At 60.7% G+C, this 17,760-nt stretch carries 21 protein-coding genes; 13 read left to right on the top strand and 8 right to left on the bottom strand.

Translation table 11 applies throughout. The annotated features are described in order from the left end of the window. Window positions 1-4 precede the first annotated feature (4 nt). Entirely contained in the window at window positions 5-427 is a 423-nt protein-coding gene (locus E0D86_RS11630; protein WP_131650195.1) for an HIT domain-containing protein, read from the bottom strand. Window positions 428-883: 456 nt separating this feature from the next. Between E0D86_RS11630 and E0D86_RS11625 the strand changes: the two genes are divergently transcribed. The 4 genes from E0D86_RS11625 (at window position 884) to E0D86_RS11610 (ending at window position 5,544) form a co-directional block, all read left to right on the top strand. Beyond that, on the top strand, window positions 884-2,125 hold the full coding sequence (locus E0D86_RS11625) for an OprD family porin (RefSeq protein ID WP_131650194.1): 1,242 nt from the start codon (window positions 884-886) through the stop codon (window positions 2,123-2,125). A 168-nt stretch (window positions 2,126-2,293) separates the two neighbouring features. Further along, on the top strand, window positions 2,294-4,009 hold the full coding sequence (locus tag E0D86_RS11620) for a proline--tRNA ligase (RefSeq protein ID WP_131650193.1): 1,716 nt from the start codon (window positions 2,294-2,296) through the stop codon (window positions 4,007-4,009). An 8-nt stretch (window positions 4,010-4,017) separates the two neighbouring features. Next, window positions 4,018-4,965 carry a hypothetical protein gene (locus E0D86_RS11615; RefSeq protein WP_131650192.1) on the top strand — a complete coding sequence of 316 codons (948 nt, stop codon included), beginning with the start codon at window positions 4,018-4,020 and terminating at the stop codon, window positions 4,963-4,965. Between the two features lie 6 nt (window positions 4,966-4,971). Then, window positions 4,972-5,544, top strand: a complete 573-nt coding sequence (locus E0D86_RS11610) for a transglycosylase SLT domain-containing protein (protein WP_177493044.1) — start codon at window positions 4,972-4,974, stop codon at window positions 5,542-5,544. 85 nt (window positions 5,545-5,629) lie between these two features. On the opposite strand, the gene E0D86_RS11605 is transcribed toward E0D86_RS11610, so the two are convergent. Both E0D86_RS11605 and E0D86_RS11600 read right to left on the bottom strand, forming a co-directional pair. Next, window positions 5,630-6,085 carry a TlpA disulfide reductase family protein gene (locus E0D86_RS11605; protein ID WP_131650191.1) on the bottom strand — a complete coding sequence of 152 codons (456 nt, stop codon included), beginning with the start codon at window positions 6,083-6,085 and terminating at the stop codon, window positions 5,630-5,632. Window positions 6,086-6,117: 32 nt separating this feature from the next. Further along, window positions 6,118-7,338 (bottom strand): virulence factor BrkB family protein, encoded by a 1,221-nt coding sequence (locus E0D86_RS11600; RefSeq protein ID WP_131650190.1) that lies wholly within the window; start codon window positions 7,336-7,338, stop codon window positions 6,118-6,120. A gap of 156 nt (window positions 7,339-7,494) precedes the next feature. On the opposite strand from E0D86_RS11600, the gene arsC reads away from it, so the two are divergent. From arsC to E0D86_RS11585, 3 genes are read left to right on the top strand one after another with little or no spacing between them, the layout of a single operon-like run. Continuing rightward, window positions 7,495-7,848, top strand: coding sequence for an arsenate reductase (glutaredoxin) (gene arsC / locus E0D86_RS11595; protein WP_131650189.1), 354 nt, complete (start codon window positions 7,495-7,497; stop codon window positions 7,846-7,848). Next, window positions 7,845-8,450, top strand: a complete 606-nt coding sequence (gene wrbA, locus E0D86_RS11590) for an NAD(P)H:quinone oxidoreductase (RefSeq protein WP_131650188.1) — start codon at window positions 7,845-7,847, stop codon at window positions 8,448-8,450. The genes arsC and wrbA overlap by 4 nt, the downstream gene beginning before the upstream one ends. Continuing rightward, the gene (locus E0D86_RS11585) at window positions 8,443-8,853 is read left to right on the top strand and encodes a DUF2069 domain-containing protein (protein ID WP_131650187.1); all 411 of its coding nucleotides are present in this window, start codon (window positions 8,443-8,445) and stop codon (window positions 8,851-8,853) included. Before wrbA ends, E0D86_RS11585 begins: the two co-directional genes overlap by 8 nt. A 164-nt stretch (window positions 8,854-9,017) precedes the next feature. Here E0D86_RS11585 and hda read toward each other — a convergent pair whose 3' ends face one another. From hda to E0D86_RS11570, 3 genes are all read right to left on the bottom strand, one after another. Continuing rightward, window positions 9,018-9,722, bottom strand: coding sequence for a DnaA regulatory inactivator Hda (gene hda / locus E0D86_RS11580; protein WP_131650186.1), 705 nt, complete (start codon window positions 9,720-9,722; stop codon window positions 9,018-9,020). After that, the gene (locus E0D86_RS11575) at window positions 9,719-10,816 is read right to left on the bottom strand and encodes an AI-2E family transporter (protein ID WP_131650185.1); all 1,098 of its coding nucleotides are present in this window, start codon (window positions 10,814-10,816) and stop codon (window positions 9,719-9,721) included. The genes hda and E0D86_RS11575 overlap by 4 nt, the downstream gene beginning before the upstream one ends. Window positions 10,817-10,939: 123 nt before the next feature. Then, entirely contained in the window at window positions 10,940-12,073 is a 1,134-nt protein-coding gene (locus E0D86_RS11570) for a DUF2066 domain-containing protein (protein ID WP_131650184.1), read from the bottom strand. 320 nt (window positions 12,074-12,393) lie between these two features. On the opposite strand from E0D86_RS11570, the gene purM reads away from it, so the two are divergent. From purM to dapC, 5 genes are read left to right on the top strand one after another with little or no spacing between them, the layout of a single operon-like run. Continuing rightward, window positions 12,394-13,455 (top strand): phosphoribosylformylglycinamidine cyclo-ligase, encoded by a 1,062-nt coding sequence (purM, locus tag E0D86_RS11565; protein WP_177493052.1) that lies wholly within the window; start codon window positions 12,394-12,396, stop codon window positions 13,453-13,455. Continuing rightward, window positions 13,455-14,108: a phosphoribosylglycinamide formyltransferase gene (purN, locus tag E0D86_RS11560; protein WP_131650182.1), complete on the top strand. Its 654-nt coding sequence runs from the start codon at window positions 13,455-13,457 to the stop codon at window positions 14,106-14,108. Before purM ends, purN begins: the two co-directional genes overlap by 1 nt. An 8-nt stretch (window positions 14,109-14,116) precedes the next feature. Continuing rightward, window positions 14,117-14,827: a DUF3108 domain-containing protein gene (locus E0D86_RS11555; RefSeq protein WP_131650181.1), complete on the top strand. Its 711-nt coding sequence runs from the start codon at window positions 14,117-14,119 to the stop codon at window positions 14,825-14,827. A 57-nt stretch (window positions 14,828-14,884) separates the two neighbouring features. After that, entirely contained in the window at window positions 14,885-15,547 is a 663-nt protein-coding gene (locus E0D86_RS11550) for a COG3650 family protein (RefSeq protein WP_131650180.1), read from the top strand. 51 nt (window positions 15,548-15,598) lie between these two features. Then, entirely contained in the window at window positions 15,599-16,795 is a 1,197-nt protein-coding gene (gene dapC / locus E0D86_RS11545; protein ID WP_131650179.1) for a succinyldiaminopimelate transaminase, read from the top strand. Window positions 16,796-16,830: 35 nt separating this feature from the next. On the opposite strand, the gene E0D86_RS21400 is transcribed toward dapC, so the two are convergent. Further along, window positions 16,831-16,977, bottom strand: a complete 147-nt coding sequence (locus tag E0D86_RS21400; protein WP_165914234.1) for a hypothetical protein — start codon at window positions 16,975-16,977, stop codon at window positions 16,831-16,833. A gap of 10 nt (window positions 16,978-16,987) precedes the next feature. After that, window positions 16,988-17,233 (bottom strand): hypothetical protein, encoded by a 246-nt coding sequence (locus E0D86_RS11540; protein WP_131650178.1) that lies wholly within the window; start codon window positions 17,231-17,233, stop codon window positions 16,988-16,990. 137 nt (window positions 17,234-17,370) lie between these two features. Between E0D86_RS11540 and E0D86_RS11535 the strand changes: the two genes are divergently transcribed. Next, window positions 17,371-17,703 carry a thioredoxin family protein gene (locus E0D86_RS11535; protein ID WP_131650177.1) on the top strand — a complete coding sequence of 111 codons (333 nt, stop codon included), beginning with the start codon at window positions 17,371-17,373 and terminating at the stop codon, window positions 17,701-17,703. Window positions 17,704-17,760 lie beyond the last annotated feature (57 nt).

Genomic DNA, 17,760 nt, shown 5'->3' with positions numbered 1-17,760 from the left:
TACGTCACTCCGCAAAACGAAAATTGTCAGTGAGCACCAGCTTCAGCTTCTGCCTTATCGCATCGACCTGCACCTCACTATAAGGATTGGCCGGCTTGTGACCCCAGACGGGCGCTGGCCAGGCGGCATCACCCCGACGCCGAGCGATCACGTGCATATGGAGCTGATTCACCACGTTGCCCAAGGTCGCGACATTCATCTTGTCTGCGCCGAAAGTGTCCTTCAGCGTTTCAGCCAGCGCCGTTGCCTCTCGCCAAAGCGCCTGCTGATCCGCCGCGTCCAGTTGAAACAGCTCACTGACCTCCTCACGGCGCGGCACAAGAATGAACCAGGGGTAATTGGCATCGTTCATCAGCAGCAAGCGACACAGCGGAAAATCACCCAGATTCAGCGTGTCCTGCTCCAGGCGTGAATCGAGAACGAACATAACGGCACTCCTGTTCATATGGGGAACCGGCAGCAGCGAAGCCGCACCGGATCGTCAGATAAGAATACTCCAACGTTCCAGCGCCAACAGCCGAGCAAAGCGCACCAATTCGGGACTGCCACCGAATGACAAAGCCCCGCTATAGAGCGCGCCGAGGCGCGCAGCAGTCAGTTTTCCTGCAACGAGGCAGCTTTTCATTCTGTGCACGGTTATTGCTTTGCGGTAAAAAGCCCCACGCGAGGGGGCAGAAAAACGTAAAAAGCTGGAGTAAGCTTGCTGTCGCTAGTTTCCCCAGCTACACAATAATTCTCGGAATACATTCCCAGAGTTGTTGCAGGTTTCGACCAGCTAGGTAAACAAGGACTGCAATTGAGCTTGTATACCGAAAATAAGATGCCTCTTTCCCGCCACAAGCAGGAAAGCAAGCACCAATTTGAACCAAAGGAGCAATCACTCATGCAAGTGATGAAGTGGAGCGTTATCGCAATGGCCGTGGCGGCCGGTACGTCGCAAATGGCATTCGCCAGTGCCCAGTCGGAATCGAAAGGTTTCGTGGAAGATGCAAGCCTGGATCTGTTGCTGCGAAACACCTATTGGAACCGTGATCATAACAATGGCAACGATGACCGGAACACTTGGGCTCAAGGCTTCATAGCTACTTTCGAGTCAGGATTCACCCAGGGTACGGTCGGATTCGGCATCGACGCCTACGGCCTGTTGGGCGTTAGACTCGATGGCGGTCAGGGTGACATGTTTCCTGGCGGCCCCACTGATTTAGACCCCACTGGAGATTGGGCAGATGATCTCTCCGAAGCCGGCGCCGCTGTAAAACTCCGCCTCTCCAACACTACCGTCAAGTACGGCAATCAGTTCGTCGGCTTGCCAGTCATCGCCTCCGACGACTCCCGCCTACTTCCCGAAGCCTTCACGGGCACGTTGATTACCAGCACCGAAATCGAAGGACTGGAGCTGAACGCTGGCCGTTTTACAGCAGACAGCCCGATGGGCTCGCCCGCTCGTGATGACAGAAGCCTGAAAAGCCTCGATGTCTTCGGAGGCACGTATGCCTTCACCGACAACCTAAGCACCTCGCTGTATTTCTCCGACGTCGAAGATACTTACGACAAGAAGTACGCCAATATCAATTACGTGATGCCGCTGGCGGAAGATCAGTCACTGACTTTCGATTTCAACTACTACAAAACAGATGATATTGAAATCGTTGCGGATGCCGATGACAACACCATCTGGAGCCTGTCAACTAAGTATGCCGTGGGGGCACACGCTTTTATTATTGCCCACCAGCGCGTTTCAGGTGACACAGGCTACCTGTACGACGAAGGCGACGGCGGCGGTAGTATCTGGGTCGCGAACTCTTTCCTGTCGGACTTCAACTTCAAGGATGAGCGTTCCTGGCAGGCCAGCTATGAGCTGGATTTCAGCGGCTATGGCATCCCCGGCCTGGCCTGGAAAACCGCTTACCTGCGCGGCGATAACATCGACGCGGCATTCTATGGTGGCGAGGGCGAGGCGACCGAGCGCGAGATCTTCAACCAGGTTTCCTATACCTTCCAGAATGGTGCGGCGAAGGACTTGACTCTTAGAGCACGCAACTCGATCCTGCGGACTAACAATCCCGCCTGGAACGACGTCAACGAATGGCGCCTGTATGCCATTTATCCGCTGAGCATTCTGTAATTCTGAGCGGTTACGCATGAAAGAAACCCGGCTTCAGCCGGGTTTCTTTATTTCGCAAGTCACAGCACTTCGACCGTCTGTCAACCACCACCCCACCTGTACGCCACCTCACCGCAGCCGTACAATGCCGAGCCAAATTCCCCGCTCTGCAAGGACACAACGGCCCTCATGCGCACCAGTCAGTTCCTGCTTTCGACCCTTAAAGAAACGCCTTCCGATGCAGTGGTCATCAGCCATCAATTGATGCTGCGTGCAGGCATGATCCGCAAGCTGGCGTCCGGCCTCTACACTTGGATGCCGATGGGGCTACGTGCGCTGCGCAAAGCCGAGGCCATCGTTCGCGACGAGATGAACAAGGCCGGCGCGCTGGAAGTCTTGATGCCTGCAATCCAACCCGCCGAGCTTTGGCAGGAATCGGGTCGTTGGGAGCAATATGGCGCCGAGCTGCTGCGCCTGAAGGACCGCCATGACCGTGAGTTCTGTGTCGGCCCGACTCATGAAGAGGTCATCACCGATCTGGCCCGCAACGAGCTGAACAGCTACAAGCAGTTGCCGATCAACTTCTACCAGATCCAGACCAAATTCCGCGACGAGATCCGTCCGCGCTTCGGCCTGATGCGTGGCCGCGAATTCATTATGAAGGACGCTTACTCCTTCCATGCGGACCAGCAATCACTGCAGCAAACCTATGACCGCATGCACCAGGCGTACTGCAACATCTTCACTCGCCTTGGGCTGAATTTCCGTCCCGTGCAGGCTGATACCGGATCGATCGGCGGCACCGGCTCGCATGAATTCCACGTACTGGCTGAATCCGGCGAAGACGATATCGCGTTCAGCGACAGCTCCGACTACGCCGCCAACATCGAGAAGGCCGAAGCCATCCCACGCGAAGCGGAGCGCAGCGCCGCTACCGAAGAACTGCGCCTGGTCGATACACCGAACTGCAAGACGATTGCTGCGCTGGTCGAGCAGTTTCAGCTGCCCATCGTGAAAACCATCAAGACGCTCGTCGTACAGGGGGTCGAGAAAGGCCAGCTGGTTGCTCTGGTCGTGCGTGGCGACCATGAACTGAACGAGATCAAGGCGGCGAACCTGGCTCAGGTTGCCAGCCCGCTGGTGTTCGCTTCCGATGCTGAGATCCGTACCGCCATTGGCGCAGGTCCCGGTTCGTTGGGCCCGCTGAATCTACCGATCAGCTGCGTCATCGACCGTTCGGTCGCGCTGATTAGCGACTTCGCAGCCGGCGCTAACCAGGAAGACAAGCACTATTTCGGCATCAACTGGGAGCGCGACCTGCCTCTGCCGCAGGTCGCCGACCTGCGCAACGTGGTAGCAGGCGATCCCAGCCCCGATGGCGTGGGCACTCTGGTGATCAAGCGCGGCATCGAGGTCGGGCATATCTTCCAGCTCGGTACCAAGTACAGCGAGGCGATGAACTGCAGCGTCATGGGTGAGAACGGCAAGCCGGTCACCCTGACCATGGGCTGCTACGGCATCGGCGTATCCCGTGTGGTCGCCGCAGCCATCGAGCAGAACTACGACGAGCGCGGCATTCTTTGGCCTGAGGCGCTGGCACCCTTCCAGATCGCCCTGGTGCCAATGAAGTATGAAAATCAGGCCGTTCGCGAAGCGACCGATAAGCTCTATGCGGAGCTCACCGCCGCCGGCTACGACGTACTGCTCGATGACCGTGACAAAAAGACCAGTCCCGGCGTCAAATTCGCCGATATGGAGTTGGTGGGCATCCCGCATCGCATCGTTATCGGCGATCGTGGACTTGCCGACGGCACGCTGGAATACAAGCATCGTCGCGATGCCGAAAGCCAGGCCGTTGCTGCCGCCGACATCCTTGAGTTCATCAATTCACGCGCCAGTCGCTGACGGACATCATGCACAACCGAAGTGCTTCACTGTGCGCCACGCTTTGCGTGGCGCTTTTTATGGGTGGCTGCGCCAACCAGCTGCCTCAACGCAGCGAACACGAAGCCCGTACCGAACGCAAACTGCTCGACCACAGCCTTCGTATCGAAGTAGGAGAGCCGCTGCTGGAGCTACCGCAGCGGCGTATTCGCGTGCTCGACCAGAAGACCTTCGAAGTCACTGATTTCGAAGTGACCCGCCGCTATGATCGCTACACGCCTTATCAGGCGTGGCGCGAGCTGTACGAGATTCCGCTGGGAGCAGTCGCGGTGGTCGCCGGGGTCGGCGCCAGCGTGCTCAACGTGGCCCTGCTGGGCAAAATGCCGGAAAGCGCCACAAGCGGCTGGATCAACTACGGTTTTGCCGGCCTCAACCCGTTCGTCAACGTCGAGTCCAACGGGCGCTCGCAGCAGAACCTTGCCAGCCTCGACGAACAGCGCCGCGATACTCGCCTCGAATACTCCAGCCTGCCTTGGGCCGAGCGCCCCGTGCTGGTCGTTGCCGGCCCCGAAACCCATGAGCTGAGCACTGACCGCAACGGAGTGTTGCGGCTCAACCTGCTCGATGGCTCGTTCGCCGATCAGGACATCAGTCAGATCGGCAAGCTCCACCTGCAGGTCGAGGATCCACAGGACTCGACCCGTGCCGACGCGATGCTGCTGGTCAGCCGCAGTCTGCGCGGCAAGCTGCTCGAAGCCCACGACCTGATTTTCAACGATCTCGAGGGCGATGACGTCAGCCAGTGGGTGCATCGCGTCAAGCGGCTCTCGGAGCTTGGCCTCGAGGAAGAAGCCAGCGAACTCGAGCAGAGCCTGATCGAGCTGACCCGCAATGATCCTGATTTGCAGCAGGAGTTTCTTCGCAGCCTGATGCAGGACGCTGGCCGCCAGGCCAGCGATCCGGGCGAAGACGGCTGATCCATCGTGACGCCGCTGCGCTACGCATTGCTACTTGTGCTGGTCGCCGCCGGGCCAGTGTCCGCCAACGTTCGCCAGGCACCCGAGCCGGAATTGCGCGAACTGATGCAACGCACCGTAGCGGAAGCCGAGAGTTTCCAGGATCGCTTCGAGGCGGAAGTCTGGCTGATGGATATGTCGACCCGCCTCAAGCGCTACGTTCGCGACCCGCAAGAACGGTTGACGCTACTGCGACTGGTGCACCAGGAGGCCAGCAAGGCGGGTTTGAAACCTGACCTGGTGCTTGCGCTCATACACGCCGAAAGTCATTTCGACCGATTCGCCATTTCCAGCGTCGGTGCGCAAGGCATGATGCAGGTGATGCCATTCTGGAAGGCCGAATTGGGGCGCCCGCAGGACAATCTCACCGACAACGCCACCAACCTGCGCTACGGCTGCACCATCCTCAGCTACTACCTGAAAAAGGAAAAAGGCGACATCAATCGCGCCCTGGCCCGTTACAACGGTAGCCTCGGCAAGAACCACTACCCGGCGAAGGTGATCGGCTTCTGGCAGGACTTCTGGTACGTGAAGCCCTAAGGGCAGCGGCAAGCTGCAAGCAGAAGCGCCACCGTCCCCTGCTGCCCTGCTCTTAACTTGTGGCTTGAAGCTTGAAGCTCGACCGCTACCTCCCTAACTTTGCCAGATGCTCCTGCAGGCCCTCAGCGGTTTGTTCGCCGACCAGCTGATGACGCACCTTGCCGTCGCCATCGACGATATAGGTCACCGGTAGCACCGCGCTGCGCGGCAGATCCAGGCGTTCGGCGGGGTCGACGCTGAGGACTCGAAAACCGATGCCCAGGTCCTTGGCTGCCGCAGCCAGTTCCTCCCCCTGCAGGCCGTCGAAATTGACGCCGAGAACGGTGATATCGTCGTGTGAGTCGTCCAGCGCATTCAGCTCGGGGATTTCCGTCCGACACGGGCCGCACCACTCAGCCCAGTAATTGATCAACAGCCATTGACCCTCGAGTTGCTGCGCCGTGACGTCGGCACCGTGCTGGTCGGGGCCCCAGTCTTCTGCACATCCAGTCAGCGCCAGGCAGGCGAGCAGACCGAATACACCAATGGAGCGCTTGATCATCTTCGTTTCCTTGCAATGCTGAATTGTCTCGTTCAAACCCGTCGCGCCTGCAGCCAGTCGGCAACACTGCCACCGAACAGGTTCGCCTGCTCCTTCTGTAGCAGCTCCAGCGACTGTTTCAGCGTCGGGTACCAGGGTTCGTCCAGCTGCTCCGGCAAGGCATGGTTACCCGAGAGCGGCCAGGGATTGGAGCGCAACAGCTGATCGAAACTGTAATGATTGAGATCGCGACACAGGACCCATCCGGACGACCCGGTCCGACAGACGAGTTGTTCCCGTTCGAAGAATTCGAAAATTTCATCCCACTCATCTTCGGGTAGTTGCCAACCGCTTCGATGCGCATCACGCAAGCGTACCTCGCGCCCAGCCTTCTGGCTTTCGTGCAGCACACGCAGCAACCCGAGCATGACCAGAAGGCGCGGTACCGAGCGACGCCGCCATTGCTGCGACGAAGACATACCGCAGACCAGCTCCGCACCAAACAACACGATCATCCAGGACAGATAAACCCACAGCAGAAACAGCGGTACCGCGGCGAAAGCCCCGTAGATCAGCTGGTAGCTGGGAAAATAGCTCACATACAAACCGAACAATTGCTTGGCCGCTTCGAACAGAACCGCCGTGAAAGTACCGCCGACAACCGCATGCCGTAACGGCACCCGGGTGTTCGGCACCGCTGCGTAGATCAGCGTGAAGGCCGCGACGCTGAGCACCAGCGGCATCGCCTTGAGTACGGTACGGGCGCCAATCAATGCATGGGGGCCGGAGATTAGCGACAAGGATGTGATGTAGGTGCTCATGGCGAACCCCGCTCCGAGCAGCAGCGGACCGAGGCTGAGGATGGCCCAGTACAGAAGGAAGCTCGAGATGCCACGGCGTGGCTGTCGCACCCGCCAGATTACGTTGAACGCCTTTTCGATGGTCAACAGCATCATCAGCGCGGTCGCCATCAGAAACCCCACGCCAAACCAAGTGAGTTGCCTTGCCTGATTCGTGAAGGCGACCAAATATTCTTGAATGGTTGCGCCCGTGGAAGGGATGAAGTTTCGGAAGATGTACAGCTGGATCTGCTCGCCGACGCCCTGAAATGCGGGGATGGCCGAAAGCATGGCGAAGGTGACCGTCATCATCGGCACCACGGCGAACAGTGTCGTGTAGGTCAGCGCGGCGGCACTGTGAGGGCCACGGTCCGCCAGGAAGCGTTGCACCAGGAAACGGCCGAACTCGACGAAATCATTGATCCTTTGCTGCATTCCATCCCCTTGATGACCCGTTCGTTCCAACCCTGTCCACCTGCGTGGGACAACCGGCGACTTACCTTTGCTCACCGTTGCCGGCGACCTACCGTTTCAGGCCTCGCTGCATTGAAGGTTAGAATGGCGACCTACCCTGGCGTGAAGCAACTACAAATGACCGAACTGACTCTTTATCACAATCCACGTTGCTCGAAATCGCGCGGCGCGCTGGAATTGCTCGAACAACGCGGCCTGAACCCCACGGTCGTCCGCTATCTAGAAACGCCTCCCACCGCCGCCGAACTCAAGCAGATCCTTGCACGTTTAGGCATCAGGCCGAGACAACTGCTGCGCAGCAGCGAAGAGGAATACAAGACCCTCGACCTGGCCAACCCTGCGCTCAGCGATGCCGAAATCATCGATGCGATGGTCGCGCATCCAAAACTGATTGAACGACCGATCCTGGTTGCCGGCGATGTGGCGGTGATCGGCCGTCCGCCCGAAAAGGTGCTGGAGATCCTGCCATGAGCGCACCCTACGTTCTGGTGCTGTATTACAGCCGCCACGGTGCCACCGCCGAGATGGCGCGACAGATCGCACGCGGTGTCGAACAGGCCGGGCTCGAAGCCCGGCTACGCACCGTGCCGGCCGTTTCCACCGAATGCGAAGCGGTAGCGCCGACGATCCCCGAACAAGGCGCGGTCTACGCGACGCTCGACGACCTGAAGAACTGTTCCGGCCTGGCGCTCGGCAGTCCGACTCGCTTCGGCAATATGGCCGCCCCGCTGAAATACTTTCTCGACGGCACCAGCGGACTCTGGCTGACCGGCGAACTGGTGGGCAAACCCGCCGGCGTCTTCACCTCGACGTCCAGCCTTCACGGCGGTCAAGAAACGACTCTGCTGTCCATGCTGTTGCCCTTGCTGCACCACGGCATGCTGGTACTCGGCCTGCCATACAGCGAAAACGCCCTGCTCGAGACGCAAGGCGGCGGCACGCCTTATGGCGCCAGCCATCACGCCGGCGCAGACGGCAAGCGCCTGCTGGACAAGCACGAAATCAGCCTCTGCCGCGCATTGGGCCAACGCCTCGCGCAGACCGCCAAGCGTTTGGAGAATGACCGTGGCTAGAAAGCCCAAACCCCTTCCGTCGCTCGAATGGCTGGCCCCGCGGTTGAAGTTCAGCCGAGTGCTCAGCCTGGCCAGTTTCATTAGCCTTGCCGCGTTGCTGATCGTCTGGAATCTGGCCTTCGCCGACCTGCACGGTGCGCGGACCTGGGTGGTGATCAGCATTCAGCTGATTCCGCTGCTGCTGGTCGCTCCGGGCATGATTTCCGGCAGCCCACGCGCCCATGCCTGGACTTGCTTCATCGTCAATCTTTACTTCATCCAAGGCGTTCTTGCTGCCATCAACCCAGCACGGATGGTTTACGGCTGGCTGGAAGCGATCATCAGCCTGACGCTGTTCATCAGCGCCCTGCTCTATACCCGCTGGGCGTATCAGTACGAGCGTAAAGCGGCGGGTGAAAGCTGAGGCGGCTTGAGCGCAGGGAGTTGCTGCCGGATGTTGGTGGGCTGAAGCCCACCCTACAACTAAAGCCCACCCTACCTGCTAGACCGTAGGGTGGGCTTCAGCCCACCAATGGCGCGACGCTGGAGCATCAGGCAAAACCCTCCAGCACTCCAACAACCGAATCGCTACCAGCCGAGCGTTTCCTTAAGAAACGGAATGGTCAGCTTTCGCTGCGCTTGCAACGAGGCCTGATCGAGCCGATCGAGCAATTCGAACAACGTGCTCATGTCGCGCGCGCCACGAGTGAGAATGAAGCGGCCGACGTCATCCGGCAGGTTCAGGCCGCGGCGCGAGGCTCGCAGTTGCAGCGCGCGCAGCTTGTCTTCGTCGGAAAGCTCCTGCAGCTGGAATACCAGCGAGAGGCTCAAGCGCGACTTGAGATCAGGCAGTTGCACGGCGATTTCCCGCGGCGAGGCATCGGCCGCGAGCAGCAGTCGCCGACCACTGTCACGCAGCCGATTGAACAGGTGGAACAGCGCCTCTTCCCATACGGGATCACCGGCTATGGCATCCACATCATCCAGGCAGACCAGCTCGCTCTGCTCCAGATTGTCCAGCAGCGCCGGCCCATACTCGGCCACGTCGGCGAGCGGAAGATACACCGCCAGCTCGCCGCGCTGTTCGACACGCAAACAAGCGGCCTGCAGCAGATGGCTACGCCCAACACCTGTATTGCCCCAGAGATAGATCAACTCATCGGACCAGCCGGCCTCGGGCGAACAGACCCGCTCGACATAGCCCAACGCGGCAGCATTGGCGCCCGGATAGAAGTTGGCAAAGGTGGCGTCGTCACGAAGACGAATGCCAAGGGGAAGCTGGATGGGTTTCATGTCTGGCTGGGTGGGTCGACCGATACGACCGGCGGCTCTACGTAAAGGTCGGAGAGTTTATAGAGATCATGCACGTGACGCAGCAGAACCATGATCACCGCCGCCACCGGCAAGGCCAGCAACACGCCGGTAAAACCAAACAGCTGCCCACCCGCCAGCACCGCGAAAATCACTGCGACCGGGTGCAGGCCGATCCGATCACCTACCAGCAACGGCGTCAACAGCATGCCCTCGAGCATCTGTCCGACCGTGAATACCGCCGCGACACCCAGCAACGGGTAAGGCTCCAGGCCGAACTGGAACAGCACAGCGACGACTGCCGCGCCGATCCCGACCACGAAGCCCATATAGGGCACGATGCTGGCGAGACCGGCCAGCACACCAATCAACAGCCCCAGCTCGACGCCGACCAGCATGAGGCCGGCCGAATACACCACCGCCAGCGCCAGCATCACCAGCAGTTGCCCGCGCAGGAATGCGCCTATCACCTCATGGCATTCACGCAGCAACGCCATGACTGTCTCTTCCCGCCGCCGCGGCAACAAGGCCCGCAGCTTGGCCATGATCAGATCCCAATCCCGCAGCAGGTAAAAGCACACCACCGGCACCAGCAACAGATTCGCCAGCCACGCCAGCAGCGCGATGCTGGAAGCCGTCGCCTGACTGAGAATGACCGCCACCACATCTTTGGTACTGCCAAGATTGGCGGTGAATGCGCTCTTGATCTGGTCGAAGCGCCAGAAATCTTCGTCAAGACCAAACTGCATCTGCACCCAGGGCAGCGCCGTCATCTGCAGCCAATCGAGCCCCACGGGCGCCAGCTGATAAAGGTGCATCAGCTGCTTGCCGAGCATCGGTACCAATACCAGTAGCAGCAACATGCACAGCAAGGTGAAAAGCGTGAACACCAGAATCACGCCCCAGGTGCGGGAAAGCTTCCAGCGCTCCAGGCGATCAACCAGCGGATCGCCCAAGTAGGCCAGCAGGATGCCCACCAGAAACGGCGACAGAATGGGTGACAGCTGATAAACCAGCCAGCCAAGCAGCAACAGTGCTGCCAGCCATAGCCAGCGGTTGGTATGAGTGATCGTCATGGGCTAGACGCCTTGCTCCGTTATTCGAGCCGCAGTGCCATCGCTGGCGAAAGGTAAGGATTCATGAACCAGCGAGCGCCACATGTGCAGCGCCCGCCTTGTCAGCATTGATCAAGCGGCGCATCACCAGCGGTAGCGCAATACCTCGCCCTGATCTGGCTGCAACGGTGGCTCAGCGGCAGGCTGGTTCGGCTCCTCAAGTGGGGTCTGGGCATCGATCGGAGGTGCTTCGCTGCCCGCAACCGGCGCGGTAGCATCGCTCGGCGGTGCGTCGGCATCGTTCGTCGGCAATCCGGCATCGATCGGCTGCGCAACAACTTCATCAGCCGGCACTTCCTGCAAACGTGCCAAGGCCAGCTGAGACCGCAGCTGATCCGGGCTGGCATTGAGGCGGTACACCAGCCGATCGCTTTCGACTCGTATCAGGCGAGCGCCGAATGGCTCGAGCAGGCGATCCAATTCGGCGAAACGCTCGACATCGGCGCCCAGCACTTCAAGCGTGATTTCTTCGGTCTCGCCCGGCGCCACGCGGTATTGCGGTGCGAGAAACTTGCTCACCGCCAACATCACCGCATCGGCCACCGCGGCCCGGCTGTCGCCGCTCGCCTTGCCTTGCGTCTGCTTATCACCAACCCAGAGGCGCCAACTGGCCTCCCAGGTTTCGCCGGACTGTTTCGCAAGCACCGTCAGCAGGCCATCCGCATCGTAGCGTTCCGACACGTCGCGAAGCGCCTCAGGCTCGTTCGCCGCGATGGTCTCGGCAGTGGCCGCGAGCTGCTCGCTCAGATCGGCGAGAGGCAGGCGCAGTGGCAAGCCGCGATGCTGGGCGGCTGCTTGCAGATCGGACGCCCCCTCCTGAGCGTCGCCGACCAGATTCGTGCCGTTGACCGACTCGCCCAGCCACCAGATCAGGATGCTCGGGCGGTCAGCTCCCCACAACGACAGCCCCGCGGACCGCAGCGCGCGCTCGGTTGTGATTGGATCGAAGCTCACCACAACGGCGTTGTCCTCATAGGCGTAGCGGCTTACGAGCTGCTGCGGATCGCTGCGCAGTTGCGCAACAGCTGCCGTTTCGGGCTCGCCCGTGAGGCGTAGTACGAGGGTGTCGAACGCCTTGCGCAGCGCTTCCTCGCGCTCATCCGGCTGCTGGCTGGCAACTGGTTCACGCACCTTGTATAGATCGCTGAGAGGTGCCGCCATGCCGTGGGCGGAGACGACCGCACAGCAAAGGGCCAAAAGACGGGGAATGAGGCGCATGGAAATACTCGCTGGCTGGCCAGTCATGGGAAGCCTGCCGGTCGACTGACGACGATCGGCTTCGGCCACGGGGAATCAAGCGCTATACCTTAAACAGGCGTCTGAACCGCGGCAACCGCCGCGCTCCGGAGTTGCGCGTCGGGCACCACTACTCTGCGGCGCATACTCGCCGATCCATCCACGGGAACCGCGGCGGGATGGCCGCTGTGCGGCAAGCCTGATAAAATCGCGCGCTTTCCGCAGACCGGTCCGGCGCCCTCGCCGCGTCGAGACAACAGCCTTGTCCCACCGGTCGCCCCGCACTCTCCTTACAGGTCCGGATTATGAGCAAGCAACCCTCCATCAGCTACAAGGACGCCGGTGTCGACATCGATGCAGGCGAAGCGCTGGTCGAACGCATCAAGGGCGTGGCCAAGCGTACCGCGCGTCCTGAAGTCATGGGCGGTCTGGGCGGCTTCGGCGCGCTCTGCGAAATTCCGGCCGGCTACAAGCAGCCGGTGCTGGTTTCCGGTACCGATGGCGTCGGCACCAAGCTGCGCCTGGCACTGAATCTGAACAAGCACGACAGCATCGGCCAGGATCTGGTGGCAATGTGCGTCAACGACCTAGTGGTCTGCGGCGCCGAGCCGTTGTTCTTCCTTGACTATTACGCCACCGGCAAACTCAACGTGGATATCGCCGCGACCGTCGTCACCGGCATCGGTGCCGGCTGCGAACTGGCCGGTTGCTCGCTGGTTGGCGGTGAGACCGCCGAAATGCCTGGCATGTACGAAGGCGAAGACTACGACCTGGCCGGCTTCTGCGTCGGCGTGGTCGAGAAGAGCGAAATCATCGACGGCTCGAAGGTCGCTTCCGGCGACGCGTTGATCGCGCTGCCCTCTTCCGGCCCGCACTCCAATGGTTATTCGCTGATCCGCAAGATCATCGAAGTGGCCGGCGCCGATATCGAGAACATCCAGCTCGACGGCAAACCACTCACCGAACTGCTGATGGCGCCGACCCGCATCTACGTCAAGCCGCTGCTCAAGCTGATCAAGGACACCGGCGCGGTCAAGGCCATGGCCCACATTACCGGTGGCGGCCTGCTGGACAACATCCCGCGCGTACTGCCCGAAGGCAGTCAGGCCGTCCTCGATATCGCCAGCTGGAATCGTCCCGCGGTGTTCGACTGGCTCCAGGAGAAAGGCAACGTCGACGAGCATGAAATGCACCGCGTGCTCAACTGCGGCGTCGGCATGGTCATTTGTGTGGCACAGGATCAAGTCGAAACCGTTCTCGGCAACCTGCGTGACTCCGGCGAGAGCCCTTGGGTGATCGGTGAAATCGCCTCGGCTGGTGCGGATGCCGAGCGCGTCGTACTGAACAATCTGAAACAACACTGATGAGCCTCGGCGCGCCCTGCAATGTCGTAGTGCTGATTTCAGGGTCTGGCAGCAATCTCCAGGCCCTGATCGACAGCCTCGGTGAAGAGAATCCGGTGCGTATCCGCGCGGTCGTGTCGAATCGCGCCGAAGCATTCGGCCTGCAGCGCGCGCAAGCCGTCGGCATTGCCACTCACGTCGTGCAACACAAGGACTTCGCCGATCGTGAAGCCTTTGACGCCGCGCTGACCGAGATCATTGATACGTACGAGCCGCAGCTGGTCGTACTGGCCGGTTTCATGCGCATCCTTACATCGAGCTTCGTCCGCCATTACCAGGGCCGTTTGCTCAACATCCACCCGTCCCTGCTGCCGAAATACAAGGGGCTGGACACCCACCGTCGCGCCCTCGCAGCCGGTGACCGCGAGCACGGTTGCAGCGTGCATTTCGTCACCGAAGAGCTCGATGGTGGCCCCGTGGCAATACAGGCCAGCCTCAATATCGAGACCGGTGAAAGCATCGGCGAACTGACCGATCGGGTGCATGCAGCCGAGCACATCATCTATCCGCTGGCCGTCCGCTGGTTTGCCGAAGGCCGCTTGCGCCTTGCCGAGCAAGGCGCGATGCTTGACGACATTCCGTTGCCGGCTTCCGGCCATCCGATACGAATCTAGGAGATCTTATGCGTCGCGCTTTGCTGCTCGCTCTCGCCGTACTGGCCCTGCCGGTCCAGGCCCTGGAGCTCAAGCCCTTCTCCGCCAGCTACACCGCGGACTGGAAACAAGTGCCTGTCAGCGGCACCGCCCAGCGCAGCCTGGAAAAACTCGAAGGCAATACCTGGCAGCTGGATTTCGAAGCCTCCATGCTGGTGGCCAGCTTCAATGAACGCAGCACCTTCACCGTCGAGGGCGAGACCTTCATCCCACAGAAATACCGCCTCAAGCGCAGCGGCCTAGGCAAAGGCAAATCTATCAAGCACGACTTCGATTGGCAGGCTAAGCAGGTCACCGGAGAAGATCGTGGTGATCCGGTCAAGCTGCCGCTCAACCGCGGCCTGCTGGACAAGTCCACCTACCAGATCGCGCTGCAGGAAGCGGTGGCAGCGGGCGAAAAAAGCATGAGCTATCAGGTCGTCGATGGCGATGAAATCGAAACCTACGACTTCCGTGTGCTCGGCGAGGAAGCGGTCAGCACCAAGGCAGGCCAGATCGATGCGATCAAGGTCGAGCGCGTGCGTGATCCGACGCAGAGCAAGCGTCAGACCATCCTCTGGTTCGCCAAGGACTGGGACTACATGCTGGTCCGCCTGCATCAGGTGGAGAAGGACGGCAAGGAATACCAGATCATGCTCGAAGAAGGCACCGTCGACGGCAAAGCCGTGAAAGGTGACTGATTACCACCGCGCCGGGCAGCCGGCGCGTCATCGCCCGCCGTTTCAGCGAATCTCACCATGACTTCTCCGCGCGTCTTGCTGCTCGCCCTGCTGCCGGTTTTTGCTGGCTGCCAATCGTTACCCTGGAGCGACGGCCCTCGCAAACAGCCGACAGAGCGGCTTCAGGGCGGGGTCACGCACCGCGACGGTCTGCTGTCGTTGCGCACTTGTCAGGGCGAACGCCATATCACACTGCTCGACACCGACGCGATCGGATTGTCAGAAGATGCCCAGGCGCTATTGTCCGACAGCGGCCAACCGCTGTTTGCCGATGTACGTGGCACGCTGATTTCGCGAGAGGGCGATAGCCAACTGCAACTGACCCAAGTCTATCGACTGCAAGCCGAAGGGCCGGGCTGCGACGCGGACGACTTCAAGCAATTGACGCTGCGCGCCAGTGGCAACGAGCCAGGCTGGAGCGTAAGGATCACCACCCGCGGCATGCTGCTTGAACGTCCCGGCGAGGCCCCCTTGGCCGTGCCGTATCTGGAAGAACAACTTCCGGGCGGACAGTCGAGCTTCAGCAGCGAAGCCAACAACCAGCGATTCGATCTCTGGGTGGCGCCACAGCGTTGCGTCGATGATGCCAGCGGTGCGATCAGCCATTTGACCGCCGAACTGCGCCTCGACGGCCAGACCCTGCGTGGCTGCGCCTATTACGGCGGTGCACGTAACGAATGATTTATCGAAGCGCGCATTTTGTGCGCTTCCCGACGTTTCGAAGACCACACAATGAATAACGACTTGTCTCTGCTGCAGCCTTATCCGTTCGAGAAGCTCCGCGCCCTGCTCGCTGGCGCGCAACCGCCGAGTGAAAAGCGCCCGATCGCGCTGTCGATTGGCGAACCGAAACACCCATCGCCTGATTTCGTTGCCCAGGCACTGACCGCCAATCTCGACCAGCTGGCCGTGTATCCATCCACACTCGGCATCCCCGAGCTGCGCGAGTCGATCGCCCGCTGGTGCGAACGTCGCTTCGGCGTACCGGCTGGCAGTCTCGATCCGGCGCGCCACGTATTGCCGGTCAACGGCACCCGCGAAGCCCTGTTTGCGTTCACTCAGGCCGTCGTCAACCGCAGCGCGGATGCCCTGGTGCTCAGTCCCAATCCGTTCTATCAGATTTACGAAGGCGCGACGCTTCTGGCTGGCGCCACGCCGCACTACCTGCCCTGCACCGCCGAGAATGGGTTCAATCCGGATTTCGACGCCGTTCCGGCCGATATCTGGCAGCGCACGCAGATCCTGTTTCTCTGCTCGCCGGGCAACCCCACCGGCGCGTTGGTGCCGCTCGACACGCTGCAGAAGCTGATCGCGCTGGCCGACGAGCATGACTTCGTCATCGCCGCCGACGAGTGCTACAGCGAGCTTTACTTCGATGAGAAACAACCGCCAGCCGGATTGCTGACCGCCTGCGCCGCGCTGGGTCGCACTGATTTCAAACGCTGCGTGGTGTTCCATAGCCTGTCCAAGCGCTCGAATCTGCCGGGGCTGCGCTCCGGATTCGTCGCCGGGGATGCGGACATTCTCAAGGCGTTTCTGCTCTACCGCACCTATCACGGCTGCGCCATGCCCGTGCAGACCCAACTCGCGAGCATCGCCGCCTGGAACGACGAGGCGCACGTCCAGGCCAATCGCCAGATGTACCGCGAAAAGTTCGATGCGGTTCTAGACATCCTCACACCAGTGATGGATGTGCAGCGCCCCGATGGCGGCTTCTACCTGTGGCCGAAAACGCCTGTCGACGACCAGCAATTCACTCGCGAGCTGTTTGCCCGCGAACATGTGACCGTGGTGCCAGGGTCCTATCTGTCACGCGAAGTCGATGGCGTCAGCCCTGGTAAGGATCGGGTTCGCATGGCGCTCGTGGCGCCGCTCGCCGATTGCGTTGAAGCAGCCGAGCGCATCCGCGCGTTTATCGCCACGCTTTGAAGCCAGAGCCGGACGCGGCGGCGTCCGGCCCTCTTTCAGGCGACACCTGGCGGAATCTTGTCTTTACCGTAGTCGCGCAGTTTCTCGAGGTTTTCCGGCTTCATATGCTCTGGAATGTCCGCCGTGATGGGTCCTTCGCGCTCATCACGCTCCTCCACATCGGGCTTTTCGGGCTCGTTCATGTCGCTCTCCTCAGATTGCGTTCTCTTCCCAAATCAGCTCACCGTCGTTGCTGACCTCCCTGACCTTGGTCAGCGCCGCCTCGGCTGCTACTTCGGCCTCGGACGCGAGGTCGTAATGCCTGCCGTTGGCGACTTTGAATACTCGGGCAGTGTCGTCGGTCTCACGACGCTTCACCGCGATCACCGCCTCGAATCCATCATCGGCAGGAACGGCGGAGGAAATGGCCTCATGGTTTTCGAAATGCTTGCGTGCCATACATGACCTCATCGTTGCGATTGTGATCAATGGACAACGTATGGCCTGAAAAAGGTCGAACCGCTTTGCGACCTTTGCGGCTGAACCGATGGCCGCTGCGGCGACTCCCACTTATTAGGATTCTCAAGGAGCCGACCATGCCCATGAACGAAACCTACGCCGCCAATGCCCCTTCGCGAGACGAAGTGGATGATCTCGAAGGGTTTACCCTGCTCGAATTCGGCACCGACTGGTGCGGACATTGCCGCGCGGCGCAGCCGCCATTGGCGACTGCTATGGCCGAGCGCTCACTGCGTCATCTGAAGATCGAAGACGGTCCTGGGCGGCCACTGGGGCGGTCGTTTCGCGTCAAACTCTGGCCGACGTTGATTCTCATGCGCCAGGGCGAAGAACTCGACCGCGTGGTGCGTCCGACCAGCACCCAGGCTATCGAGGATCTGCTGCGCCAGGCGGACAACTCCGCTAGCTAAAGCGCCAGGCCGCTCAAAGCGGCAGGTTCGTGTTCATCGTGGCATAATCCGCGGTCC

The organism is Pseudomonas sp. IC_126 (assembly GCF_004331835.1).
GTDB lineage: Bacteria > Pseudomonadota > Gammaproteobacteria > Pseudomonadales > Pseudomonadaceae > Stutzerimonas.
The sequence above is the reverse complement of the archived record's forward strand: the minus strand, read 5'-3'. Positions and strand labels throughout refer to the sequence as shown.